This is a genomic window from Nonomuraea sp. NPDC048901 (assembly GCF_040649695.1).
Lineage (GTDB): Bacteria > Actinomycetota > Actinomycetes > Streptosporangiales > Streptosporangiaceae > Nonomuraea.
The window spans coordinates 566,610-592,659 of record NZ_JBEZFW010000002.1; the positions used below are offsets into that span (position 1 = coordinate 566,610).

Sequence of the window (26,050 nt, forward strand, 5' to 3'; positions counted from 1 at the left end):
CTGGCCGCCGACACTACGGCGCGTTCTGATCGAGATCAGGCAGTTGGCCGCATATCGAGGTCGGAGAAGATGGGTGCACGGAATCGTCTGGCGAACGAGCCGGGCCCGTGCCGGGCGTCGAGCCAGGCGTTGAGATCGCCCAGGTCCCCGCTGATCATGGCGGTGATGAGGAGGTGGTGGAGTTCGTGGGGCGTCTCGGTGAGGTCGTCGAGCAGGGCGCGGTATCGGCTGGTGACACTGCGCGCGAACCCGCTGAGGGATCGTAGGTAGGGGTTGGCCGTGCGCCGTGCTGTGCTGATGTCGTCGGTGGAGAGTCGCCCGGTGACGTCGGCGAAGGCGTATTTCGTCAAGTGCGTCGAGCCGGGTGGTTCGGTGAGGCCATGCAGGTCGGCCGTATGGCGGGCGATGGTCGTGGCCTCGATGTCGGTGGCGCCTTCCATGACGATGCCCAGGTTGCGGGTCCGGCGGGCGTCCGGTGGGTCTGGCAGCGAGTATGTGGTGCCGTCCAGCCGGCGGAAGTTGATGCCGTATTGGACGCGGGCGGGCTCGCCGCGTGGGCCGAGCCGGTAGCGGCGGTACGTGCCGAAGTGTAGGCAGTCGTGAGCATAGGCGCGTAGGAGATCCAGCGCGACGGCCTGGGGCGTCGGTGGGGTGGTGTGGCCGGACAGGTTGCCGAACAGGGTGATGGCGGCGTTCATTTGCAGGTGTCGATAGCCCTGGCCGGGGTGGTGGAAACCGCCGAAGGATTGGGCTGAGCCTGCGGCGGCTGTGGAGCGGACGCCGACCCACACGCGCTGCGGTGGGAGCAGGGCGCGGATGCCGATCTCGGCGTAGCGAGTGGACAGCAGTTCGTACCCGGTGCGGAACAGGTCGAGATCGACAGTGGCGGGTCGGGCTGCCAGGAGGTGCGTGAGCGTCTGGAAGGTGATGCCGGGCAGTGGCGCGGGCGCAGCCCCGGTGCGTAGGCCGCGCAGCAGAGCGTGAAGTCGGTGTCGCTCGGCCGGCGTCCCGTCGAGGTGTTCGTTGGCGAGCAGGACGGTCATCGAAAGCCTCTTCTGGATGGGGGATGAGACTTCGAGATCACCACGTTTTCGCAGGTCAGCAGGCCGTTCCGCGTGTCATGCAAACCTGTTTGCATGGCGTGCAACCGCCGCGACAATATGTCATCGCAACGCTACGATGTGTGAGGATCCTCATCGCCAGGAGCCGCTGATGCACGCCGGACAGATCGTGCGTACCGCGCGCCAGGCCAGGAAGATGACACTGGCCGAACTCGGACAATGCTGCGGCTACTCACCCGCTCAGTTGTCGCGCTACGAGCGCGGCAAGACGCCGTTGACCGACATCACCCTGCTGCGGACGTTCGTCGACATCCTGGGGATCTCGCCCGACGCCCTTGGTCTCGCCTCACCCTATGAGGGGTGCGACGGTCCGATCTGCCTGCCGATCTCCGGCGCACCTCGGCTCTCGCCGTTCGACGGTCATGGTGTGGGTGCAGGTGCGGGCGGGGAGGATGATCCGGTGCGACGACGCAGTTTGCTGATCGGAGCCGGCCTCGCGGTGCCTGCCGCTCTGCTGACCAGGGTCGAGGAGGCACTGGCGGTGCTGCCCGCGCCCCAGGCCGCGGCCACCGCCGGCGACGTGACGAGCTTGCTGGGCCGGGCCCGGCTGCGGTTCGACACCGGTGACCTGGCGGCCCTTCTGCGCGGTCTGCCCGGTCTGCTTTCCGCCGGGCATGACGTGCTGGATCGCGCGCCGAGCGACGAACGCCACCTCGCTCTACTGGCGGGCTGCTATGACCTGGCGTCCGAGGCGTTGCAGAAGGTCGGCCGTCTGCAGGCCGGCCGCATCACGGCCGATCGAGCCGTCACCTACGCCGCCCTGTCCGGCGACCTGGTCGCCCAGGCGATGGCCGCCCGGTCCTGTGGCATCGTGCTGCGCCACCAGGGCCATAGGGAACTCGCCGAACAGGTCACCTATGCGGCGGCCACCCGGCTCGACAACAGCGGTCTGCGTACGACCGCCGCGGCGAACACACTGGCACAGATCTTGTGCACCTCGGCTTACAACGCCGCTCAGGCCGGCGACCGCGACCGGGCCATCGACCTGATCGACGAAGCCTCCCGCGCCGCGCGGGCCGTCCCGGCGGAACTGCCCGCCGCCAACCGGTTCGCCGTCAGCCCGGCGCAAGTCGCCCTGTACCGGGTGGGTGTGCATTGGGCGCTGGGCGAGCCCGGAGCCGCGATGCGCGCCGGCCAGGGTTTGCACCCTGCCCAGTTTCCGACCCCTGAACGGCGGGCGCGGCTGCTCACCGACCTGGCCCGCGTCTGGGCCCAGGCCGACGATCCCGGCCGGGCCATCGGCGCCCTGCTAGCCGCGCACGGGCACGCGCGCACCGAGGTTCGCGACCGCTCCAGCATCCGGGGACTGGCCATCGAGCTGGTACGCCGACATCCGGCCAGCACGGGCGCGGACCGGCTCGCTCTGATCCTGGCCGGAACCTGAGCTCTCCCATCCCACCCACACCGACCCGGGAGATAACGACGTGAACGAGCTGCTGGCCAAGCTGTGGCGCCTGGGCAAGCCCTTGCAGTGGCGCTTGCTGTGGCTCGTGAACGCCAAGTTCATGTGCGGGATCACCGGGGTCACCCGCACCGAGGACGGCCAGGTTCTCCTGCTGCGCCACCGGCTGTGGCCTGCCGACCGGCAATGGGGCTTTCCCACCGGCTACGCCAACAAAGGCGAGAAGCACGAGGACACCATTGTTCGAGAGGTACGCGAAGAGACCGGCCTGACCGTGAAGGTCGGTCGCCTTCTCCAGGTGAACAGCGGCTTCAAGCTCCGCATCGAGATCTTCTACGAGGCCACCCTGATTGGCGGACTCGACAACCTTGCCGTCGACGGCAGGGAGGTCATTGACGCCAGACTGTTCGCCGCGAACTCACTGCCCGATGGGATGCCCGAGGCCCACAAGAGGCTCATCCGGGGAACCTGACCGCAAGGCCCGCCGTGCCCAGGCGCTGCTGCTGCATCGCAAAGCCAGCGCCGCGCTCCACAGCTCCAGGGCAGAGCGTGTTTCCTCGGTGTTATCCCGCCTTCGGAACTCCCTCGGCGGAGGGAGGTGTGAAGCTACGGTCATCCACGACAGTCGTGGAGTCAGTTCACGTTGCGAGCGTTGGAGAAACGTCGTGATCAAAGTTCTGTGCCGCACTGTTGGGGTCCTCTTTCTGGCCGCCGCCGCCACGCCGCAGGCCGGCGTCGCGGCCGCGGCCATCACGTCGGGCGAAGTCGCGCCGACCGCCAGTGCGACCACCGCGTCCATCAAGGGATGGGCGCGGATGTACTTCCCGGCCCCAGGCAACGACGTCCAGGTCACGGTCGATGCCCATGGTGAATTCACCGCGGAGAGCCCCGTCTTCCCCACCCGTGCGTGGGGTACGTTTCGCATCTATCACGCCGTCAAAGAGCCGGGTAAGCCACGCCAGGAGAACTGGGGAGAGGTCGAGGTCGACTGCCTGACGAGCGGCGGCCCTACCGCGACCGTCACAGGCATACTCGTCCGAGCCACCCCAGGCGGCCCATGGGAAGAGCTGGTGAAACGGAAGGTCCGCATGGGCGTGAGCTTCTACGTCGCCGGCAAGGGTGCGGGCCCCAGCCGCATCGGTCTGAGCGGGGCGACATTGCCGGAACAACCGCCGTTGACCAAATGCATGGCCCCTGCCCCTAACGCGCCGGTGATACGGGGCGGCTACGTCCTCAAGGACAAGGGCCCGCTCACATGAGGCGCCCCTCGGCGCCGGCGAAGATGAGGCCGAATTCGTAGGCCAGAACCGCCGCCTGGGTGCGGTCGCGAGCCCCGAGCTTCTCCAGGACGTGGCGGACGTGCGTCTTGACCGTCTCTACGGACACGTACAGGGTCGCCGCGATCTCCGCGTTGTTCTGCCCGTACGCGATGTGCCGCAGTACGTCCAGCTCGCGCGGGGTCAACTCGACCGGCACGCGCGGCTTCGACCTACCGGCATGTGGTGAGGCGATGCGGCGCAGCGCGTCGGGGAAGAGCACCGCGTCGCGGGAATGCACGAGCCGGATGGCATCCACCAGCTCCTCCGCGGGCGCGCGCTTGAGAACGTAACCGGCCGCGCCGGCGCGCAGCGCACCCCAGACCAGCTGGTCGTTCTCGAACGTCGTGACCACGATGACCCGCGTCGCCGGGGATTGGCGGGCGAGCTCCTGGGTGGCGGCCAGGCCGTCGAGGCGGGGCATGCGGATGTCCATCAGCACGACGTCCGCGCCACTGCCGGCCTCGACGGCCGCACGACCGTCGGCTGCCTCGCCGACGACCTCGATGTCGTTGTGGAAGGAGAGCATCGTCGACCAACCCGAACGGATCAGCGTCTCGTCGTCGGCCAGGACGACGCGGATCACAGCGGCAGCGTCGCCTGGATGCGCCACGTGCCCTCCATCTTCTTGTGTACGAACGTGCCGCCGGCCAACCGGGCCCGCATGCGCATGCCGGTGAGGCCGCGCCCTTCCCGGCCGGGCCGCGGGGAGGTGTCGGCCGTTCTGTTGTCCACGGTGAGGATCAGATCGTCGCCGGTGGCGACGTCGATCACGATCGGGCCCCGCCCGTGACGCAGGGCGTTGGTGAGCGCCTCCCTGGCGATGGCGAAGGCCACGCGCGAGGTGGCGGCCGGAACCCGGTCGAGGCGGCCGACGTTCGCGCGCACGTCGAGGCCGCGGATCAGCTCGCGGAGTGAGTCGAGTGTGGGTGTCTCGGCCGGGTCGCCGTCGTCGAGTACGCGGAGCAGCACGTCGAGGTCCTGCTGGGCGTTTCGGGCGGTGTTCGTCAGATGGCTGAGCGAGTCGCCGACCTCCGGCACGCGCGCCTTCCGCAGCGCCGCTTGAGCGGCCATCGCCTGTACGAGGACGACGCTGAGGGCATGACCGACCGAGTCGTGCAGTTCCATGGCCAGGCTCTGGCGGCGGCCGAGTTCCTCGATGACGCGGGACGGCTCGGCGCCCAGCAGCCGGCGCGCCGCCCACCGCTGGCCGAGGCCGGCCGCGACCATCGCGGCCAGTGTGCCCGCCGCGAGGACGCACACCCCGGCCAGCTCACCTGGAGCCGCGCGCCACCGCGATACGTCACCCAGCCGGACCAACCCAGGAGACAGCAGCAACACCCCCGCACCAAGGGTGGCGCCGCCGTACAGGTGCAGGCTGGTCAGGGCTGCCAGATAGAGCCGATCGGTCCCCTGGGGCACATCGACGCCGAGCAGTTCCGACAGCGCGGCCCTCTCAAGGCGCCGCATCAACGGCACCGCGGCCAGCAGCATCGCGGCAGGCAGGCACGCGGCCCACAACGCGAACACCCGCACCGGAGTCTGCTCCGCCAGGATGACCAGGCCGAGCGCCACCGCCACCGGGGTCAGCAGCGCGGCCCCCAGCAGCTGGTAAATCCCGGCCCGCACAGCTCGGGCGAAGCGACCTTTCACGGGGACCGACGTTAGCCGACGGCCCGCCGCCCGGCCTCCCTCGTGTGGGGGATGAGCCTGGCTCAGGACAGCTGTGATCCTCGAAGGCACCACTCTTTGAGGAGAATCTTCATGACCGCTGACACCCTGGGGAGCAGACTGCATGGCCGGATCGCGGCGGGCGTCCCCCGCTGGGCCGTGCTGGCCGCCTACGCCATCCCGCTGGCCGTGCTGCCCTCCAGCCTGTGGCGCATCGCCGCCTTCATCGTGAATGTGCCGCTGCTGGAGCCCGGCCCCACGCCTGCTGGGCAGGAACAGCTGAACGGGTGGTGGTACATCCTTCTGCTCAGCGTGGTGAGTGAAGGGGCGGCCCTTCTCGCCGTCGGGCTGGTCAGCGAGTGGGGTGAGGTGTGGCCGCGTTGGGTGCCGGTCCTGCGTGGCCGCCGGGTGCCGGTCATGGCCGCGGTCATCCCCGCTGGTCTTGGCGCGCTCGCGCTGCTGGTCTTCCCCTCTGCGATGATCAGCATCAGTCTCGGGGTGAAGTTCAACGGTGACCCGACCGGATTGGTCACCCACGGCTGGCAGACAGTGGTCTTCCATGTCATGTACTGGCCGCTGGCCGTCTGGAGTCCGCTGCTCGCCCTGCTGACGGTGCACTACTATCGCCGCCGCAGCACTGTCGCACCCCGCGGCCGCGCCCTGGTGCCCTCCCAATAAACCTGCCCTTGGATGCGCCGATGTGTTCGCCGGACAAGACTGTGGTTGGATCCGCGCGTGAATATGATTCGAGCGTTTTCGCCGGAGCAGTACGAGCGCGCCCTGGAAGCATGGCAGTGGGCCGATATCGGAGACAAGGTCCCGCTCTTCGCGTCCCCGTTCGGGGACGTCTTCCTCCGCTCCGACGACGGCTGCTGGTTCCTCAGCATTGTGCACGGCACGCTGACCCGGTGCTGGGACGGCGTCGAGGCGCTGCGAGCGGAGCTGGACACGCCGGACGGTCAGGAACGGTATCTGATGGCCGGGCTGGCCCAGGAAGCCGAACGTGCCGGGATCGTCCCCGATGCCAAACAGGTCTACGACTTCAAGCATCCGCCGGTCGCCGGTGGTCGGGTCGCGGTCGACAACATTGACGCCATCGACTTCGTGGTCAGCGTCAACGTCGCCGGCCAGATCCACGGGCAGGTCAAGGACCTACCGGAAGGGACCGAGATCTCCATCTCCACGGACCTGGAGGCGGTCGGCTGGGCGGCGATCGAGACGGCGTTGCACGATCTCTACGGCGACACCGAACCGGTGGGCACCTTCGCACCCGACGTGCCGTACTCGGCCGGCGGTCCCGATCCGTTGGACGCGATCCGGATCTACGCTCGAGACGAGCCGCGACCGCACTGGCACCTCGTGAGCTTCGGGATGTCCGAGCCCCTGACCGGCTGGCCGGTCAGGGGGACAGACGCCATTCACGCACGCCACCTGGCGCAGGGAATTCCCGGCGACGGCGATATCCGTTCCCGAGGCCCGTGAATGGGTGGGTTCCCTGCTATCCGTCGGTGTCCCGTCCCCGTTCCTCGACGACGTGCTCCTGTTGCTGAGCGAGGTCGTCACCAACGCCATCACGCACTCCAACGCCGCCCACACAGTCGGTGGCCAGGTGGCTGTCCGGATCACCCGCACCGGCGCGACCGTGCGGGTGGAGGTGATCGACGCCGGCTCCACCATCACCGCGCCCGCCGTACGCGCCCCGACCCTCGACGACGACGGAGGCCGGGGCCTGTGGCTGGTGGATCTGCTGGCCGAGGAGTGGGGATTCCACCGCGACGAGACCGGCGGATCGGTCTGGTTCCGGCTGGCCGAGCGTGATTGACCATGTCCGGACGGACACTCACCTCGTGATGCGAAAGACAGTCCAAACTGTACAGTTTTGGCTGAACGATTTAGGGTGGAGGCATGGGCGACAAGACCGAGAACGCCTCCGCCGTCCGCACCGCGCGGGTCATCCAGGTGACCATCGGCCGCCTGCGCCGCCGCATCCTGAGTGTGAACGACGCCGCGGACATCACCCTCTCCCAGGCGTCCGTCCTCGCCCGGCTCTCCAAGAACGGGCCCGCCTCGGCGAGTGATCTCGCGGCCGTGGAAGGCGTACGCCCGCAGTCCATGGCCACCACGGTCGCGGCGCTCTCCCGCCTCGGGCTCGTGGAGCGCAACCCCCATCCCGAGGACGGCCGCAAGCGGCTCGTCACTCTCACCGGCCCCGGCCGCGAACGCGCCGAGGGCGACCGCGCCGCCCGCCAGGCCTGGCTGGCTCGCGCCCTGGAGGAGCGCTGCACCGAGAGCGAGCGGCGGACGGTGGTGAACGCGATGGCCGTCCTGGAGAAGCTGATCGAGCCATGAGTGATGACAAGCCCCACGCAGCCGCCGACGCGACGCCGCGCACAGGCGGCAGCGCAAGAGGCGACCAGGGGCGGTTCGATCGCCGGCTGATACCGCCGATGATCCTCGGGTCGGTTCTCAATCCGATCAACTCGACGATCATCGCCGTCGCGCTCGTCCCCATCGGTGTCGCCTTCGGGGCCCCGCCCTCGGAGACCGCCTGGCTCGTCTCGGCGCTCTATTTCGCCACCGCGCTCGGGCAGCCGGTCGTCGGGCGCCTCATCGACCTCTTCGGGTCGCGCCGGCTCTTCCTGATCGGCGCCGCCCTGGTCGGCGTCGCGGGCGTCGTCGGGATGTATGCCCCCAACCTGGGCGTTCTCATCGCGGCCCGGGTGGTGCTCGGTTTTGGCACGTGCGCTGGATACCCGGCCGCGATGTCGCTACTGCGTCGCGAGGCGGACCGTACCGGGAACGACAACCCCCGTGGGGTGCTCACCACGCTCGCCGTCGCCACCCAGACCGTTGCCGTCATCGGCCCCGCGCTCGGTGGTCTGCTGATCGGCGTTGGCGGCTGGCGAGCCACCTTCGCCCTGAACATCCCGCTCGCCGCGGGCGCGCTGATCCTCGGGGCGCTGCGGCTGCCGAAAACGCCGCCCACCAGTCGTGGCGGCATCGCCGCGCGCCTGGATCTGCCCGGCGCCGGGCTGTTCACGGTCATGCTCATGGCGTTGCTGCTCTTCCTGATGAACCTGAGCGTCAGGTCGCTGTACCTGCTCGCCATCGCCGCCGCGGCGGCCGCCGCGTTCGTGTGGCGTGAGTTGCGCGCCCCCGAGCCGTTCATCGACCTGCGGGTGCTCGGCGGCAACCGCCCTCTGCTCGCCACCTACGCGCGCGCCCTGGTCGCGTACGTCGTCGCCTACGCCTTCCTCTTCGGCTTCACCCAGTGGGTGGAGGAGGGCCGCGGCCTGTCAGCCTCCCAGGCCGGGCTCGTACAGCTGCCGATGTTCCTGCTGGCCATCGTCGTCTCCACGCTCACCGGCCGCCGTAAGGGGGTGTGGGGCAAGCTCGTCGTCGGCGCGGTCGGACAGATCGTCGCGTGCGTGCTGATGCTGTTCCTGTACGCGAACAGCCCGGTCTGGATGCTGCTCGTCGTCGCCTTGGTGTTCGGCGTGCCGCAGGGGCTCAACAACCTCGGGCTGCAGAACTCGGTGTACCGGCAGGCCGATCCGGAGCGCATGGGCGCCTCGTCCGGGCTGCTCCGCACCTTCTCGTACATGGGCTCGATGGTCGCGTCCGCCGCGTCCGCGTTCGCCTTCGGCCGGCACGCCGACACCGGCGGCATGCACGTGCTGGCCTGGGTGATGATCGGCGCCGCGACGCTGTTCCTGCTGATCACGGTCGTCGACCGCAGCCTGGGTCGACTCGCCGTCTGAGTCCTTAAACCTGAAGACGATCGCGTATGAATGCCAGACTTTTAAGCATTGGTCATCTCATCTGCGCCTCCTACGGTTGACCTCAGTAGAACCATTGATGGAGGCGCAGGATGCCGCAACGGATTTTGGTCACCGGGGCGACCGGCACGGTCGGTCGTCAGGTGATGGCGCAACTGCTGGAAACCGGGGTTGAGGTGCGCGCGCTGACCCGGGAACCGGTCGATCTGCCACCGACTGTCGAGGGCGTGCGCGGGGACCTCTCGGTCCCTGATTCTCTGCATGCCGCTTTCGACGGGGTTGAGGCGGTGTTCCTGGTCTGGCCGTTCGCGTCGGCCGAGGGGCTGGAGATGGTGCTCAAGGTGATACCGGAGAGGGTGGTGTACCTGTCGTCGGCGGCTGTGCGTGACCATGAGCGGCAGGCCGAGCAGCTGATCGGACAGTCTGTGCCGCAATGGACGATCCTGCGCCCGCATGCCTTCGCGGCCAACGCCCTGCGCTGGGCCGAGCAGATCCGCGGCGGGGGAGTGGTGCGTGAGCCGTACGGCCAGGCCGCGATGTCCCTCGTGCACGAGCGGGACATCGCCGCGGTCGCGGTGCGGGCACTGACCCAGGATCGGCATGCCGGCTCCGTGTACGAGCTGACCGGGCCGCACTCCCTGACCCAGGCCGAGCAGGTACGCGTCATCGGCGAGGTGATCGGCCATCCGGTGCGCTGGGAGGAGACCTCGCCGGAGGACGCCCGGCGGCAGATGCTGGCCCGCGGCTGGCCGGCCGAGGCCGTGGACGGCATCCTGAGCGCCCAGGCCGAGATGACGCGCGGCCCGGCGCCGGTCACCGCCACTGTGGAGGAGGTGACCGCGACCGCGGCACGCACGTTCCGCTCGTGGGCGGCCGAACACGCGCACGCCTTCGAGCCGCTCGTCCGTGACGAGTAGGCGCCGAACCGACGACCGCCGCTGGAACGTCCGGGCTCTGGCACGGCCGGGGGCCTGAGCGCCGGATCAGCCTGCTGGGCTGGGGCTTCGTACAACTTGGGCCGAGATCATTGACGGGGGTTTGTAATGATCCTTATGGTTTGCCCGGGTTGATCATTATTTGAGCCGGGGTGTACGCATGCGGGTGATCGCGGGTTTAGTCGTTGCTGCCTTAATCGCCGGTCTGGCACCCCCGCCACCCGCCGCACCACCTCGCATCTCCACCGTCCCGGTCGCCGCCACGACACGGGTGCAGCCCGCCGGTGAACCGGCCGTCAAGCAGCAGCAGGCGCCCGCGCAGGCCGCCGACGTCTCGTACGCCCACGACGCCAACGGCCGCGTCACCGGTGTGTTCGCCCAGCCGGGCGACGGTTCGAAGATCAGCCATGACCCCGCGGGCAACATCACCGAGGTCAGCGACCTGCCCGCCGGTACGCTGGCCGTCGCCCAGGTCTCCCCGCCCAGCGCCGGCTCGGGCACCGGCGTGACGATCTACGGCACCGCGTTCGGCACGGACAAGTCGGCGGTGACGGTCTCCTTCGGTGGCACCACCGCGACCCCCAGCGCCGTCACTGACCACACCATCACCGTGACGGTCCCCGGCGGCGCCGCCTCGGGCGACGTCACCGTGACCGTCGGCGGCAAGTCCGCCGTCTGGAAGGGCTTCAAGGTCCCCGGAACGCGGCCCAAGCCCGCGGTCTCCCTGACGGGCATCACCGTCGGCGACGCGGGAGCCGAGGTCACCGTTCCCGGCAGCGGCTTCGACACCGACAAGATCCGCAACATCGCCTCGCTCAACGGTCCGAAGATCCAGGTGACGCAGGCCACCACGGGCGATCTGAAGGTCAAGCTGCCGCCGGGTCCCGCGTTCGGGCACGTGAAGGTTGTCAACCCCGGCGGCAGCGCGGTCTCCACCGGTGACGTGATCGTCCCGCCCGCCCCCTACCTGGCCGCCAACATCAGCACGGGCGGCGCGGTGCGGCTGGCGCAGAGCACCCTCACCTCGATCCCGGTGGGCGCGGCGCAGCAGATCGCGCTGGCGCTGTTCGACGTGGCGGCCGGTCAGCGCGCGACGATCTACATGTCCGGCGAGACCTTCTCCGGCTGCCTGCCCATCACCGTGTTCGGCCCCGACGGGACCACGCTGTTCAGCCAGAGCATGTGCTCGAGCACGTGGGAATGGGAGCTGCCGGAAGGTTCGAAGGCCGGGACCTACGCCGTCCTGCTCGACCCGCAGGACGACCAGACCGGCAAGGTGGACGTCCTGGCCTCCGCCGTCGCCGACGCCACGACCGAGCTCACCCTGGACGGGGCGCAGGGGACCCTCACCACGACCGTCCCCGGCCAGCAGGCCGCCTTCACCTTCACCGGAACGGCCGGCCAGCGGGTCTTCACCAAGCTCGGCATGCCGACCGGCACGAAGGCCTGCGACGTGGCCGCCAGCGTGCGGGCCCCCGACGGCACCGAGTTGGTGAAGGACAACTGTGTGTACCAGGTCGACTCCTTCCTCGACACGGTCACGCTGCCGGTGGCCGGTACCTACCGGGTGGCCGTCGATCCCAAGGGCCTGGTCACCGGTGGTCCGTACAAGGCGGCAGTGATCAACGTGCCCGCCGACGTGGCCGTGCAGACCTCGCCGGACGCGGCACCCTCCGATGTGGCGATCGTCAAGCCGGGCCAGAACGGGTCGGTCACGTTCACCGGTACGACGGGGCAGCGGATCTTCGCCAAGCTCGCCATTCCGGCGGGCGCGCCCTCATGCGCCCTCGATGTGCGGCTGCTCAAGCCGGACGGCACCGAGATGTTCAGGAGCACCTGCCTCTACCAGGCGGCCGAGTACTTGGACACGGTCACCCTGCCCGCCGATGGGGTGTACAGGTTCACGATCAACCCGAAGGACGCCTGGACGGGCACCCCGACGTTGCAGGTGCTGAACGTGCCCGCCGACGTGGTGGTGGCGACCTCGCCGGACGCGGCGGCGGCTTCGGTGGCGATCACCAAGCCCGGTCAGGGTGGCGCGGTGACGTTCACCGGCACGGCGGGGCAGCGGATCTTCGCCAAGATGGCCGTCCCGGCGGGCACGCCCACGTGCGGCCTGGACGTGCGGCTGCTCAAGCCGGACGGCACCGAGCTGTTCAAGGACACGTGCATCTACCAGGCGGCCGAGTACATCGACACGGTCACCCTGCCCGCCGACGGCGCCTACCGGTTCACGATCAACCCGAAGGACGCCTGGACGGGCACCCCGACGCTGCAGGTGCTGAACGTGCCCGCCGACGCGGTCGTGGCTACCTCGCCCGACGCGGCCCCGGCTTCGGTGGCGATCACCAAGCCCGGCCAGGACGCCGCGGTGACGTTCACCGGCACGACAGGGCAGCGGATCTTCGCCAAGCTCACCATTCCGGCGGGCACTCCCGCCTGCGGGCTGGAGGTGCGGCTGGTCAAGCCGGACGGCACCGAGCTGGCCAAGGACACCTGTATCTACCAGGCGGCGGAGTACATCGACACGATCATCCTGCCCGCCGACGGCGCCTACCGGTTCACGATCAACCCGAAGGACGCCTGGACGGGCACGGTGACGTTCGCCTTGACGGGCGTCCCGGCCGACGCGGTCGTGGCGAGCGCGCCGGACGCCGCTCCGGCCGCGGTGGCGATCACCAAGCCGGGCCAGGGCGGAGCGGTGACGTTCACCGGTACGGCCGCCCACCGTCTCTTCGTCAAGCTCGCCGTTCCGGCCGGGGCGCCCGCCTGCGCCCTGGACGTGCGGCTGCTCAAGCCCGACGGCACCGAGCTGGCGAAGGACACCTGCATCTACCAGGCGGCCGAGTACATCGACACGCTGGAGTTGCCCGTCGCCGGGGCGTACAAGCTGACCTTCGACCCGAAGGACGCCTGGACCGGCACGATCACCGTCACCCTGGTCGACGTGCCCGCCGACGTGACGAAGGCGGCGACGGTCGGCGGCGCGGACGTCGTGGTCACCACGACCAAGGCCGGACAGAACTCGGCGGTCACCTTCACCGCCACCGCCGGGCAGACCGTCAAGATCACCATGATCGACGAGACGTACGCGACCTGCACCACCACGGAGTTGTGGCCGCCCACCGGCGCGCGCTTGTGGACCACGTGCCTGTCCAAGAACGGCAGCCACACCACCACCCTGACCGCCGCCGGCACCTACACCTTCAAGATCAACCCCTGGGACGCCGAGACGGGCGCGGCCACCGTCCGGGTCGCGACCGCCGCCGCCGCTGCCAAGCAGGCCACGGAATCCCAGAAGAAGGAGGCGCTGCCCGACGGGGTGAAGCGCGGCGAGCCCGTGGCGTCGTACACCGCGAAGAAGCACAAGGACGCGAGCCTCACCGGTGTCGTGAAGACCACCGCGGGGCTGCCGCTGGCCGGCGTCACCCTGCGCGCCGACGGCCGCGAGGCCCGCACGGACGCCAAGGGCGCCTTCCAGCTCACCGACCTGCGCCAGGGCATGCGCCGCCTGCGCATCGACGGCCGCAGCGCCTCGACGAGCAAGCTCAAGTACGGCGTGTTCGACGTGCAGGTGCCGCTCAAGGCGGGCGGCAACGAGTTGTTCTACACGCCGTACCTGCCCGCCCTGGATACCGACTACGAGATCGACATCCCCTCGCCGACCACCAAGGAGGTCGTGCTGTCCAACCCGGGCGTGCCCGGCCTGGAGGTGCGCATCCCGGCGGGCGTGACGATCGAGGACGCCGACGGCAAGCCCGTACGGCGCGTCGGCATCACGCCGATCCCGGTGGACCGTACGCCGATCCCCATGCCGGACGGCGTGCGCGTGCCCGTCTACTACACGGTCCAGCCCGCCGGCGGCCGTCTCGTGGGCGGGACCGCCCAGATCACCTACCCGAACTACCTGAAACTGCAGGCGGGGCAGCGGGTCAACTTCTGGCACTACGACAAGAGCGGCGAGGGCTGGGAGATCTTCGGCGCGGGCAAGGTCGATCCGGCCGCCCGGCAGGTCGTCCCCGACGCGGGCACGGCGATCTCCGACTTCGACGGCGCCATGATCAACGTGCCGGGCAACGAGGAGCCGGCGTGGAAGTGGCTGCTGAAGTTCCTGAACTCGTCGGGTGACCCGGTCGACCTCGGCAGCGGACTGTTCACCCTGAGCCAGACCGACCTCATGGTGGACGACGTCCTGCCGCTGGCCGTCAACCGCGGCTACAACCCGGGCGACACCCGCAAGCGCGCGATGGGCATCGGCGGCAACGACCTGTACAACATGTACCTGTCGTCGCGTAAGCAGTACCAGGAAGCCGACCTCAACTTCCCCGACGGGTCCCAGGTGCACTACGTGCGGACCTCGCCGGGCACCGGTTTCTGCGACGCGGTCTTCGAGGCGCGCGACACCTCGCCGGAGTTCACCGGGTCCGGGTTCCGCTATGTGGGCGGGTGCAACGCGGGCGGCTGGCACCTCAAGCTGCGCAACGGCATGACCTACGTCTTCGGCGACGAGGCGCCGCTGCAGGAGATCCGGGACGCGCAGGGCAACACCGTCAAGATTCTGCGCAAGTACAAGAACAGCTTCGGCAGCTACCTCGGGCCGATCACCGAAGTCCGCTCGCCGAACGGGTTCTGGCTCAGCTACACGCACGACGCCGCCGACAAGGTCACCAAGGTAGAAGATAATGCGGGCCGCTCGGTGACGTACGGCTACGAGGGCGATCGGCTCAAGACCGTGACCGGCCCCACCGGCCAGACCACCACCTACGGCTACGACACCGCGGGCCGGATGAACGCCATCACCGACGCCCGTGACCACACGTACCTGACCAACGTCTACGACGCCAACGGCAGGGTCGCCACCCAGACGATCCTCGGCCAGGGCACCTACGCCTTCACCTACACCCTCAACGGCACACGCGTCGTCGCCGCCCAGGTCACCGAGCCCGACGGCGCCGTACGCAAGACCACCTACGACGACCTCGGTTACCTGGCCACCGACACCCAGGCGGCGGGCACCGACCGCGAGCACACCATCCGGATCACCCGCGACCCGGACAGCGACCTGCCCAGGACGATCGACGACGGCCTCGGCCGCACCACCACGATCACCTACGACGCCGCGGGCAACCCCCTGGAGCTCAAGGGCGCGGCGGGCTCGGCCACCGTGACCGGCCACGCCACCTACCAGGGCACGCCGTACGGCAGGCCGGACACGCTGACCGACCCCACGGGAGCCGTCACCCGCTTCAAGTACGACACGCGCGGCAACCCCGAGCAGATCACCGACGCCATGGGCCGTACCTGGAAGACCAGCTACGACGCCCAGGGCCACCCGCGCACCCAGACCACCCCGCAGGGACGCGTCACCACCTACGACTACGTCGACGGCGCCCTGAGCACGGTGACCGACCCCGAGGGACGCAAGACGCGCTTCGTGCGGGACGCCGCCAACCGGGTGATCGAGACGATCGCCCCCGACGGGACCTCCACCGGGCGGGTCTACGACGCGGCCGACGTGCTCAGGTCCGTCACCGACGCGGGCGGCGACGAGACGATCTTCGGCTACGACGAGAACGGCAACATCACCTCGGTCAAGGACGCCCGCGGCAAGATCACCTCTTACCGCTACGACGACGCCGACCGGCTGCTCGAACGCACCGACCCGCTCGGCGCGAAGGACACCTTCACCTACGACGGCATGAACCGCCTGTCCACGGTCACCGACCGGCGCGGCAAGGTCACCGAGTACCGCTACGACGAGCTCGGCCGCGCCACCTTCACCGGCTTCGGCAAGAACGGCCAGAACTACGAGTCGACCCAGAGCGCCCTGTACGACGACAGAGGCCGCATCCGCGAGCTGAGCGACTCCACCACCGGCGCCGGGAAGATCACCTACGGCTACGACGACCTCGACCACCTGACCTCCGAGACCAGCTCGGCGGGGACCGTCGGCTACACCTACGACGCGGCCGGGCGGTTGAAGACCATGACCGCCTCCGGCCAGCCGGCGGTCGGCTACGACTACTTCCCCAACGGCCTGCTCAAGTCGGTCACCCGGGGCGCCGTCAGCACCGTGTACGGCTACGACGACGACGCGCGGATGACCTCCAAGTCCCTGCCCGGCGGCATCACGGCCGCCTACGGTTACGACGACTCGGGCCTGCTGACCTCGATCGGCTACAAGCGCGGCACCACCGGCGTCGGCGACGTGGCCTACAGCTACGACCAGCTCGGGCGCCGGACCCGGATGCGCGGCACGCTCGTACGCGCCCAGCTCCCCACCCCCGCGACCGGCCTCACCTACGACGACGCCAACCGGCTGACCGGCAACGGCGGCCGGACCCTGGGCTACGACCCGGCCGGCAACCTGACCTCCGACGGCGTCTTCACCTACACCTGGAACGCCCGCGGTGAGCTCGTGACGGTGTCGGACGGCAGCGTCACCACGACCCTCGGCTACGACCCGGCCGGACGCAGGGTCGGCAGCACCACGGGCACCGACACCACCCGCTTCCGCTTCGACGGCGACGCCCTCATCGGCCAGAGCGGGCCCGGCGGGGCGGACGTCTCCTTCCTCAACGGCTTCGGCCAGGACGAGGCCCTGGCCAGGATCAGCGGCGACGGCCAGGTGCAGGGGCTGCTGCCCGACGCGCTCGGCTCCACACTGGCCCTGACCGACGGCTCGGGCCAGATCACCACCACCTACGGCTACGACCTGTTCGGCGCCACCACCTCCTCCGCGGCCGACGACCCCAACACCGTGCGCTGGACCGGCCGCGTCTCCGGCGCGCCGATCCCCGGCGGGCTGCAGGACAACAGGTCCCGGCTGTACTCCCCGTCGCTGCGGCGCTTCATCTCCGAGGACACCATCGGCTTCGGCGGCGGCTACAACCTCTACGAGTACGCGCTCGGCGACCCGGCCGACTACACCGACCCCGACGGCACCATTCCGCCGCAGGTGGCCGCGGCCGTGGGCGCGTGCCTCGGCAACGGCGTGATCAACACCGTCGCCGGGGCACTGCTCGGCCGCAAGCACTCCTTCGGCGACTACGCCCGGGGCTTCGGCAAGGGCTGCCTGGAGGGCGCGCTCGGCTCGATCACCTTCGGCGGCACCAAGTTCGCCCGCTTCGGCAAGTACGGCGACGAAGTGGTGGAGAGCGTCGGCAAGACCTGCCGACTGACCAGCAGCTTCGTGCCGGGCACCAAGGTACGGATGGCCGACGGCAGCGCCAAGCCCATCGAGGACGTCGCGGTCGGTGACAAGGTCCTGGCGACCGACCCCGCCACCGGCAAGACGTCCGCACAGCCGGTCGTCGCCACTATGACCAGCCAGGGCGCGAAGGACCTGGTCAAGGTGGGCATCGCGGGCGGAGTGCTGGTCGCCACCGACAACCACCCGTTCTGGGTGCCCGCGCTGAAGACCTGGCTGCCCGCCGCCGACCTGCGGCCGGGCATGTGGCTGCGTACCTCGGCGGGCACCCTCGTCCAGGTGTCGGCGGTGGAGACCGAGCACCGCGACAGCCAGCGCGTCCACAACCTCAGCGTGGACGGTCCGCACACCTATCACGTGGTCCAGGGCGGCACCGACGTCCTCGTCCACAACAGCCCGCGGCCCAAGTACCCCTGTGGCTGGCTGTCACCGACGGAGTGGGCCAACTCCGTCAAGCGCGAGATCCGCGACCGGTACCGGGGCGACACCAGCTTCGAGAGCGGGCGGCACGGCGAGGGCTTCAAGGCCGCCGCCAGGGATCTCGAACGCTTCATCAGGGAGCACCCGGGTATGCTGCCGGAGATCGAGAGGGAGCTGCGCGCCACCGCCAAGCGCTGGATGGCCAACGGCAGATCCACCGGCCACTCCGGAGGATGGTGAGCGGTGCCCGCTGACACCCCGCCCGCCGGGCCGATCTCGACCCCGACCCCGTCTCCCGAGCCGACCTCGATGGCCGAGCTGATCGAGGCGGCGGAGGACGGGCCGGAGGTCCCCGAGACGTTCGGGCGGCTGCTGCGGGCGAGCGAGCGGCTGCTGAAGGAGACCCCCGGCTCGGCCGACGCCCACTACGTGCGGGGCTACACCCTGTACCTGCTGGGCGCCCACGCCGAGGCGCGGGCCGCCTTCGAGCGGGCGGAGCTGCTGCGGCGCGGGCACCAGTGGGCGCTGTTCCACCTCATCGTGCTCGCCTACCGCGACGGTGACCACGGCGCGGTGCTCGGCGCCTTCTCCCGGCTGGAGCGCGCCTATTTCGAGGGCGAGGACAAGCTCTGGCGCTACCTGGTGGCCTGGGAGTACGCGCTGTGCTCGGCGGTCCGGCTCGGCCTGGACGAGCACGTCGCCGCCCGCCTGCCGGAGCTGATCGCCGAGTACACCGGCCGCCAGGACGACCCCGAGGAGATCCTGGAACGGCCGGGCAGGCTGCTCCAGGTCTACGGCGAGCAGCCCGACGGGCCGCTGCGCGACCTGCTGCGCGAACAGCTCGCCCTGCTGGTTTCGGGCGGCTGGATCCGCCCAGACGAGCTCTAGCCGCTCTGCGTCAGGCGGGCTCTAGCTTTGTCCGAGGCGAGCCCTAGCTTTGTCCGAGGAGCGTGTCGCCCCAGTGCCCGCCGGGGGACACGCCGGGCGGGCACGCCCACAGGCCCGACCCCACGTGCCGGATGTAGGTCGAGAGCCGGTCGTCGGTGGCCAGCCTGCGCTGCACGGGCACGTACTGGCGGCGCGGGTCGCGCTGGTAGGCGAGGAAGAACAGGCCCGCGTCGATGCGGCCCTGAGTGTCGCTGCCGTCCACGAAGGAGTAGCCGCGCCGCAGCAGCCGTACGCCGCCGTTGGACAACGGATGGGCCAGCCGCACATGGGAGTCGGCGGGCAGCCTGGCCGGGTCGAACTTGTCCCGCTCGCCCTTGCCGCCGAGCGGGGCGCCCTCGGTCTTCGTACGGCCGATCGTGGCCTCCTGGTCCTGCCGGGAGGCCTGGTCCCACGACTCCAGATGCATGCGGATCCGCCGCGCGACCAGGTAGCTGCCGCCCGTCATCCACGCGGGCCCGTCGGCGGCGCCCGCCCAGACGTGCTGGTCGAGCGCGGCGTGGTCGTCGTGCGGGATGTTGTCGGTGCCGTCCTTGAAGCCCATGAGGTTGCGCGGGGTGAGCTGGCTGGGCGTGGTCGAGGAGGTCTTGCCGTAGCCGAGCTGCGACCACCGTACGCTCACCCGGCCCAGCCCGATGCGGGCCAGCGTACGGATGGCGTGCACCGCGACCTGCGGGTCGTCGGCGCACGCCTGGACGGCGATGTCACCGCCGCCGCGCGCCGGGTCGAGCTTCTCACCGGGGAAGGGAGGTAAGTCGGCCAGCGCGGGCGGCCGCGAGGCGGCCAGGCCGAAGCGATCCTCCCCGGCCCGCTCGAACAGCGTGGGACCGAACCCGACCGTCAGCGTCAGGCGGGAGGCGGGCAGGTCGAGGGCTTCACCGGAGTCGTCGTCGGCGGTGAGCCGACCCGCGGTCATCGCCTCGGCGGCCCTGGTCCAGGAGACCAGGAGCGCGACCAGCTCCTCGCGCGTGCTCACGGCCACGTCGAAGGCCGCGAAGTGAAGGCGGTCCTGGACGGGTGTGGCGATGCCCGCCTGGTGCGGACCATGGAAGCCCACCACCTGCGCCGGGGCCGCGCTGCTCGCCGGCGGCTCCGGCTCGCCCAGCAGGAAGGCGCCCGCCGTCGCCGCCGCGCCGGCCACCACGCCCGCACCGGAGGCGGTCAGCAGCCCGCGCCTGCTCAGTCTCCCCACCGCACCTCCCGTCGAAGATCTTGACCTTATCCTGCCTCCCGGCGGCCTCTCGACCGGCCTGATAGGGCTTCCCCGTAAAGCCCGTTTCGGAGACGGGCTACTGAACAAACTGGCTCAAGTGGGTCATTTATCACCAAAGCGGTGGACACTGGCGGTTGGGGAAACTACCTTCCTCGCTCGAGGACATTTCTTCGCTATAGCCCCAAATGTCCCAGCATCATCAGGAGGGGGGACTGCATGGAGATCACGATTGCCGAGATAGAGGCAGTGGAGCTCACGTGCGGAAACAGCAACAGCTGATACTCATCGCGGGATTGGTGGCCACCCGGGTCGCCGATCCCGCGCCTTTTTCTGACGTGGAGCGGATAATTGTCGCGCGTTCTGGTCAACCCGGCGTTTCCCCTGTTCATTGAGGATCGCCGCGAACTAGTCCGGCTGGGGGACCTGCCGGGCACCGGAAAGGCGCTCAAGTCCGCCTCTCCGGCCCTACGCGAGCTGGTACGGCGGTGCGCCTCCACCGCCCTGCCCCGCGAGGAACTGGTCAGCCTCACGGCGGGGATCGGCGGCGTCACGGCGGCCGAGGTGGACCAGGCCATCACCGCTCTGCTGGCGGCCCGGATCCTGGTCGAGGAGCAGGACGTCGAGCTGCTGACGCGCCACGGTCCCACGTCGCGGCAGGCCCTGTTCTTCTCCATGTTCCAGCCCGCGTCACGGGCCGCCGAGATGGTCGCGGACCTCGCCGGGCGTACGGTGGCCGTCCTCGGCGTCGGCGGGATCGGCGGCTTCGTCGCCCTGCAACTGGCGACCGCCGGGGTGGGGCGGCTGCGGCTCGTCGACCAGGACGACGTCGACGAGTCCAACCTCCACCGCCAATACCTCTATTCGGCGGAGGACGTCGGGAGCCCGAAGGTGTACACGGCCGCCCGCAGGCTCGCCGAGCACAGCCCGGAGGTCAAGGTGGAGACGCACCACCGCACCATGACCGGCGCCGGGGACGTGGCGGACCTGGTCGCGGGCGCGGACCTGGTCATCGCCACGGCCGACAGCCCGCAGCCGCAGATCCGCCAATGGATGAACGCCGGCTGCGTGGCCGCCGGGGTGCCGCTCCTGCCGGGCGGGTTCAGCCAGCATCTGGGCATCGCGGGGCCGCTGGTCGTGCCGGGGAGCTCGGCCTGCCTGGCCTGCCTGGAGGAGGAGTTGTGGGTCCGTAACGGCGGGTGGGAGCTGCCCGCCATTCTGAACCAGGGGCGGAGCATTCCGGCGTTCGGCCCGCTCTGCGCGATCGTGGCCGGGTTCGTCGCCGCCGAGGCGGTCCGCTACCTCACCGGCGTGGTGCCGCCGGCCCTGGTCGGCCGGGTGATCCACTTCGACCTCCTGACGATGGCGACGACGGAGCAGCCCGTCACCCGGCTCGACACCTGCCAGGTCTGCGGGGATCCCCGCCCCTGATGGGCGAGGTTGCGAAACGTCCTGTATCGGCCACGTGACGTGGCGGCGCGCGCTTGAGAGGCTTCCCCCATGCGCGTGATCCCGACCATCGACGACATGGCCGCGTTACTGCGGGAGCTGTGCGACCGGTTCCCCGCGACCTGCCGCAGACGCCTCGTCGGCGCCTCCCGGCGGGGCGAACCGCTGGAACTGGTCTCGATCGGGGACGGGCCCCAGAACGCCCTGGTGTTCGGCGGCCCCCACGCCAACGAGCCGGCCGGCTTCCTGACCGTGCTCCGCCTGGCCTCCGTGCTGTGCGAGAACGCGGCCGAGCGGCGGGGGTTCACCTGGCACTTCATCGCGTGCGTGGATCCCGACGGCGCCCGGCTGAACGAGGGCTGGTACGCCGGCCCGTACACGATCAGCCACTACCACCGCCACTTCTACCGGCCGTCCATGAGCGACCAGCCCGAATGGACCTTCCCCATCCATTCCGGGCGCAAGCAGTTCGACCGGCCGCTGCCGGAGACCCTGGCCATGATGCGGGTCATCGACGAGCTGCGGCCCGCGTTCATGCTGTCGCTGCACAACGCCGACTTCGGCGGCGCCTACTTCCAGATCACCCGCGACGTGCCCGGCCTGGCCGCCGAGCTGGCCTCGATCGCCGCGGGTCAGGGCGTACCGCTGGATCTGGGGCCCATCGACACCGTCGGCTACCAGGTGGCGGGGCCCGGCGTCACGCTGCTGCCGCCGGCCGAGCACATCGACTTCGTGGAGACGGGCGGCGACGCGCGCACGCCTCGTACGTACGGGGCGTCTAGCTGGCACTACGCCGACCGCTACGGCACGTTCACGCTGATCGCCGAGGTGCCCCTGTGGACCACTCCGGGGTGCGACGACCCCTCGGACGCCGGGCTCTCCTTCGGCCACCTGGTCAAGGCGGCCGCGGTACGGCTGCGTGAGGAGATCGAGCCGCTGGCCCGCGCGCGTACGGACGTCCGGCCGCAGTGCGTCGCGCACACCCCGTTCCACGCGGCGGTGGACGACACGCTCGCCGTCTCCGACCTGCTGGTCTCCTCGCTCGAAGGCGCGGTGGACGGGGAGGACGCCGCCAGGACCGTCACGCGGGCCGAGGCGAGCGGCATCCACGACACGGTGCGCCGCCTGCCGCTGCGGGCCTGCGCCATGTTCCTGCGGCTGCTGGCGGCCGAGGCGGCGGCGGGCAACCGCCCGGCCGACCTGACGGCCGTCCGCGCCGCGCTGGAGGAACGCATGGGGCGCCTCTGCGCGGAGGCCGAGGGCCAGCTGGTCCAGCTGGACGATCCGCTCGGCCGGATCGTCACGATCCAGACGGAGGCCGCCCTGGCCGCCGCCCGCCGCCTGCGCTGAGCCGGCGCGGTGACCACACCCGTCCACCGGGTCTCCCTCGATGGGGACCTCCGCCATGACGGACCGTCTCCCCCTTAGGGGTGTCCCTCGACGGGGGGCCTCCGCCACAACGGACTGTCTTCTTCCTCGCCCGCCGAGGGGGTGTCCCTCCATGGGGACCTCGCCCACGTCGGACCGTCTTCTTCGTCTCCCCCGAAGGGGGTATTACTCCCCAAGGACCCCAGCCACCACGGACCCGCACACGGACCAAGACGGTCGCGTGCCGAACCACCCCGCTAGGGCAGCCGCCAGTTCGCCGTCCACAGGCGGGAGCCGGTGCGGCGGTCGAGGCGGCGGAGGAACGACAGGACGCCGGACGCGCCGGTCGCCCAGGTGTAGCCGGGCTTGTCGAGGTCGTTGCCGGTGAAGACCGGTGCCGAGAGCTCGCCGCCGGCGCGCATCAGCATCAGCTCGACGACCTCTTCGGCTCCGCGCCAGTAGGAGTCGTCGCCGGTGGCCATCGCCAGGTCGATCAGCGCCTCGCCGATGCCCGCCAGGCCGCAGCACTGGGACACGACCCATGCCTGCGGCGCGATGGCCAGGCTCGCGCGGGCGCCCCGCTCCGCCAGATCGAGGTAGCGGTCCTCGCCGTAGGCGGTGGCCGCGTGCGCCAGCGGGCCGAGGATGCCGGAAATGCCCTGGCACCAGGACGCGCCCATGGCCTTGGCGTCCGGTCCGGTGAGCTCGCCGAGCATGGCCTCGGTGGCGGTGGCCAGCGACTCGAAGCGTTCCCGGGCCGCCTGCCCGGCGTCGTGGTCGCCGGTGGCCTCGTGGTAGGAGAGCAGGAACTCCGCGCACCCGGCGGCGCCGTGGGCGAAGGCCATCTCCACGTTGACGCCCGAACCGGCCTGTGCCGGTGCGACCGCGTCCTTGGAGTCCGTCACCTCGCCGGAGACGAGCAGTCTGGCGCACTTGGCGGCCGCTTCCAGATGGCGCGGATCCTGTTCCAGCGCGGCCAGTGAGAGGTGACCCGCGCCGATACCGGCGACGCCGTGGGCCTGGTCTGCGCGTTGCTCGCCCTCCAGAACGATCGGGCCGGGGTCCGGCAGCTCGGGGACGGCGGTCAGTCGCGCGGCGGCCAGGAACAGCGCCGTTCCCGTGCGGCCGAAGTACAGCGCCGGGGGGAGCGCGGTCGGCGGCATGACGCGCGCCGTCCAGCGGGCCAGGTCGGCGGCGACGGTCTTGGCCTCGGGGTGGTGCAGCAGCTCCATGCCGACCCCGGCCGACCCGCCGTAGACGTTCGTCACCGGCGGGCTCGACGTCCGGGCGTCCGCCGGGCCGTCCATCAGGCCCTCCGCGAACCGTACGCACACGCGGGTGGTGTGATCCAGGACCTGCGACAGCAGCGCACCGCTGAACCGCACCCCGTCAGACCGCGACACCGTACGACCCGCCCGCCCGGCCCTGACGTCGGACCCGGCGGCGGCGCCGACGTCGGCGCTGACACAAGCCCTCAGGTCGGCCGCGGCCGCCACCCGCTCCTCGGCGTCGAGGCTGAGCAGGCGCGGCAGCAGCCCGACGACGCCCGTCGTGACGCCGGGGAACATCCGGGCCAGGCACATCAGCGTCCGTTCGACGTTCCTGGCCGGGTCGGGGTCGATCATGATGGGGTTCATCCCGGTCGCCGAGAAGAACAGCGTCGCCCCGAGCGAGAAGTAGTCGTCGGCGGGCTCGGAGGGGCGGTCCGCCTGCTGGCCGGGCACGCTGTAGCCACGGCTCCACCCGGGCAGTTGCAGCCCCTCGTACCTGCTGTTGCCGAAGTCGATCAGCGTGCAGCGGCCGTCCTCGCCGAGCACCACGTTCTTGGGGGAGAAGTCCCTGACGACGACGCCACGCGCGTGCACGGCGTCCAGCACCTCCAGCAGCCGGCCCGCCAGCGCGGTGAGGTCCCGGTCGCCGCCGTTCTCGGTGAAGCGGCCCCGCTCGCCGACGAACCGGTTGAGGTCCAGGCTGCCGGCGTCGGTCATGACGAGGAACTCGTCCTCGCCGTGCCGGAAGTGGTCGATCGGCGTGGGGATGCCCGCGACGCCGTCCAGGGCCTTGAGGATGCGAAGGTCGTTGCGCAGGTACATGCGCAGGTCCCAGCCCTCGGCGTTCTCGCCCACGTAGGCGCGGGCCTCCTTGACCACGACCGGCCGGCCGTCGGCGTCCTCGGCCCGGTAGACGTTGCCGCGCGGGCCACGCGCGACGCCGGACGTGACACGGTACCGGTTGCCGATGAGCCTGGCGGGTGCCTCCACGGCGTCCAACCCGATAGCCCGAGGCGGGTCGGCGACGCCGCTCTGCGGGCGGAACGGGTCGGTCGCCCACGGCGGGCAGGAGAACTCGGGTCCCGCCGCGCCCGGCAGGTGCTCGCCGTCGGGGCTGACGATGATCAGCTCGAAGTCGCCGTTCTCGTCCACGCGGTACTGGGGGGCGAAGGGGGCGTACCGGTAATAGACCGGCGCGTCGCGGCGCACCTGGCGATCGCTGACGATGCGCGGCGCGGCCAGCCCCGCCAGCGCCTCGGCCAGCCGGTGACCGAGGGGGACGACCTCGTCCGGCCGCGGGTAGACGGTGATGGCCTTGCCGACCGCGCCCGGGTCGAGGTCTCCGGAGTTGAGCTCCGCGAGCTTCTCGGGCGAGCAGGCGACCTTGAAGTCGCAGGACACGTCGGCCAGGACGGGCAGGACCCGTTCGAGCGTGTCGCCCAGGGTGCCGGGACGGGCGGAGACATGCAGCTTCCAGCCCTGGTTGGGGGTGGTGGCACGCGGGTCGTGGACGCTGACCCAGGTGTCGCCCTCGTAGATTTCCCTAGTGTTCGACTCGGCAAAATGGGTAAGAGAAACAATCACATTTACCGTCAACGAGAAAGCCCTTCTGCACCGACCGGCCGGATGCCTGAAGAAAGGCCACCGGAAGTGCACCGATGGCCTTTCCACAGCGGTACGGCGCAAGGAGCGCGCCGCCGCGGAACGCCGAACGCGTTACCGCCCGATCACACGATCGAAGGGCAGCAGGGGAACGTCGAGCAAACGGTACGCTTGCAGGTGTTCACGCAGGCCTGAGGCCCGTGGAGCAGCGCGGTGAGCTCGCCTTCGAAGTCGACGGCGAGGTCCTCGTACTCCAGAACGCCTGCGTCGCGGGGCTCCAGTGTAAGAACGGACATAAGGGCTCCTTCCTTGGCCACCGGTAGGCGGCCGATGTGGGGCTTGAGCCTCGGG

At 70.3% G+C, this 26,050-nt stretch carries 19 protein-coding genes; 13 read left to right on the forward strand and 6 right to left on the reverse strand.

Going from position 1 to position 26,050, the window contains the following annotated elements:
• Nucleotides 1-35: 35 nt before the first annotated feature.
• Nucleotides 36-1,043: a hypothetical protein gene (locus AB0C30_RS07720; RefSeq protein ID WP_357940739.1), complete on the reverse strand. Its 1,008-nt coding sequence runs from the start codon at nt 1,041-1,043 to the stop codon at nt 36-38.
• Between the two features lie 169 nt (nt 1,044-1,212).
• Between AB0C30_RS07720 and AB0C30_RS07725 the strand changes: the two genes are divergently transcribed.
• From AB0C30_RS07725 to AB0C30_RS07735, 3 genes are all read left to right on the forward strand, one after another.
• Nucleotides 1,213-2,505: a helix-turn-helix transcriptional regulator gene (locus AB0C30_RS07725; protein ID WP_357940741.1), complete on the forward strand. Its 1,293-nt coding sequence runs from the start codon at nt 1,213-1,215 to the stop codon at nt 2,503-2,505.
• A 40-nt stretch (nt 2,506-2,545) separates the two neighbouring features.
• Complete coding sequence (locus AB0C30_RS07730) at nt 2,546-2,995, forward strand: NUDIX domain-containing protein (protein WP_357940743.1); 450 nt, start codon at nt 2,546-2,548, stop codon at nt 2,993-2,995.
• A gap of 193 nt (nt 2,996-3,188) precedes the next feature.
• The gene (locus AB0C30_RS07735) at nt 3,189-3,782 is read left to right on the forward strand and encodes a hypothetical protein (protein WP_357940745.1); all 594 of its coding nucleotides are present in this window, start codon (nt 3,189-3,191) and stop codon (nt 3,780-3,782) included.
• Here the strand turns inward: AB0C30_RS07735 and AB0C30_RS07740 are convergent.
• Complete coding sequence (locus AB0C30_RS07740; protein ID WP_357940747.1) at nt 3,775-4,425, reverse strand: response regulator transcription factor; 651 nt, start codon at nt 4,423-4,425, stop codon at nt 3,775-3,777. The two genes, AB0C30_RS07735 and AB0C30_RS07740, sit on opposite strands and share 8 nt — an antisense overlap.
• Entirely contained in the window at nt 4,422-5,492 is a 1,071-nt protein-coding gene (locus AB0C30_RS07745) for a histidine kinase (protein WP_357940748.1), read from the reverse strand. Before AB0C30_RS07745 ends, AB0C30_RS07740 begins: the two co-directional genes overlap by 4 nt.
• A 111-nt stretch (nt 5,493-5,603) precedes the next feature.
• Here AB0C30_RS07745 and AB0C30_RS07750 point away from each other — a divergent pair, with 111 nt between their 5' ends.
• The 8 genes from AB0C30_RS07750 (at nt 5,604) to AB0C30_RS07785 (ending at nt 18,742) form a co-directional block, all read left to right on the forward strand.
• Nucleotides 5,604-6,188 (forward strand): hypothetical protein, encoded by a 585-nt coding sequence (locus tag AB0C30_RS07750; RefSeq protein ID WP_357940750.1) that lies wholly within the window; start codon nt 5,604-5,606, stop codon nt 6,186-6,188.
• Between the two features lie 45 nt (nt 6,189-6,233).
• Nucleotides 6,234-6,992, forward strand: coding sequence for a hypothetical protein (locus AB0C30_RS07755; RefSeq protein WP_357940752.1), 759 nt, complete (start codon nt 6,234-6,236; stop codon nt 6,990-6,992).
• 4 nt (nt 6,993-6,996) lie between these two features.
• A complete protein-coding gene (locus AB0C30_RS07760) occupies nt 6,997-7,332 on the forward strand; it encodes an ATP-binding protein (protein ID WP_357940754.1) in 336 nt (111 codons plus the stop codon).
• An 83-nt stretch (nt 7,333-7,415) separates the two neighbouring features.
• Nucleotides 7,416-7,859: a MarR family transcriptional regulator gene (locus tag AB0C30_RS07765; protein WP_357940756.1), complete on the forward strand. Its 444-nt coding sequence runs from the start codon at nt 7,416-7,418 to the stop codon at nt 7,857-7,859.
• Nucleotides 7,856-9,271, forward strand: coding sequence for an MFS transporter (locus tag AB0C30_RS07770; RefSeq protein WP_357940758.1), 1,416 nt, complete (start codon nt 7,856-7,858; stop codon nt 9,269-9,271). The genes AB0C30_RS07765 and AB0C30_RS07770 overlap by 4 nt, the downstream gene beginning before the upstream one ends.
• A gap of 110 nt (nt 9,272-9,381) precedes the next feature.
• Entirely contained in the window at nt 9,382-10,206 is an 825-nt protein-coding gene (locus AB0C30_RS07775; protein WP_357940760.1) for an NAD(P)H-binding protein, read from the forward strand.
• Between the two features lie 178 nt (nt 10,207-10,384).
• Nucleotides 10,385-18,094 (forward strand): RHS repeat-associated core domain-containing protein, encoded by a 7,710-nt coding sequence (locus tag AB0C30_RS07780; protein WP_357940762.1) that lies wholly within the window; start codon nt 10,385-10,387, stop codon nt 18,092-18,094.
• A gap of 3 nt (nt 18,095-18,097) precedes the next feature.
• Entirely contained in the window at nt 18,098-18,742 is a 645-nt protein-coding gene (locus AB0C30_RS07785; protein ID WP_357940764.1) for a hypothetical protein, read from the forward strand.
• Between the two features lie 43 nt (nt 18,743-18,785).
• Here AB0C30_RS07785 and efeB read toward each other — a convergent pair whose 3' ends face one another.
• The gene (efeB, locus tag AB0C30_RS07790; protein ID WP_357940766.1) at nt 18,786-19,991 is read right to left on the reverse strand and encodes an iron uptake transporter deferrochelatase/peroxidase subunit; all 1,206 of its coding nucleotides are present in this window, start codon (nt 19,989-19,991) and stop codon (nt 18,786-18,788) included.
• A 369-nt stretch (nt 19,992-20,360) separates the two neighbouring features.
• Here efeB and AB0C30_RS07795 point away from each other — a divergent pair, with 369 nt between their 5' ends.
• Nucleotides 20,361-21,440: a TOMM precursor leader peptide-binding protein gene (locus AB0C30_RS07795; protein ID WP_357940768.1), complete on the forward strand. Its 1,080-nt coding sequence runs from the start codon at nt 20,361-20,363 to the stop codon at nt 21,438-21,440.
• 69 nt (nt 21,441-21,509) lie between these two features.
• Entirely contained in the window at nt 21,510-22,808 is a 1,299-nt protein-coding gene (locus AB0C30_RS07800) for a M14 family zinc carboxypeptidase (protein ID WP_357940770.1), read from the forward strand.
• A gap of 275 nt (nt 22,809-23,083) precedes the next feature.
• On the opposite strand, the gene lanL is transcribed toward AB0C30_RS07800, so the two are convergent.
• A complete protein-coding gene (gene lanL, locus AB0C30_RS07805) occupies nt 23,084-25,681 on the reverse strand; it encodes a class IV lanthionine synthetase LanL (RefSeq protein WP_357940772.1) in 2,598 nt (865 codons plus the stop codon).
• 143 nt (nt 25,682-25,824) lie between these two features.
• The gene (locus tag AB0C30_RS07810) at nt 25,825-25,995 is read right to left on the reverse strand and encodes an SflA family class IV lanthipeptide (protein ID WP_225289182.1); all 171 of its coding nucleotides are present in this window, start codon (nt 25,993-25,995) and stop codon (nt 25,825-25,827) included.
• Nucleotides 25,996-26,050 lie beyond the last annotated feature (55 nt).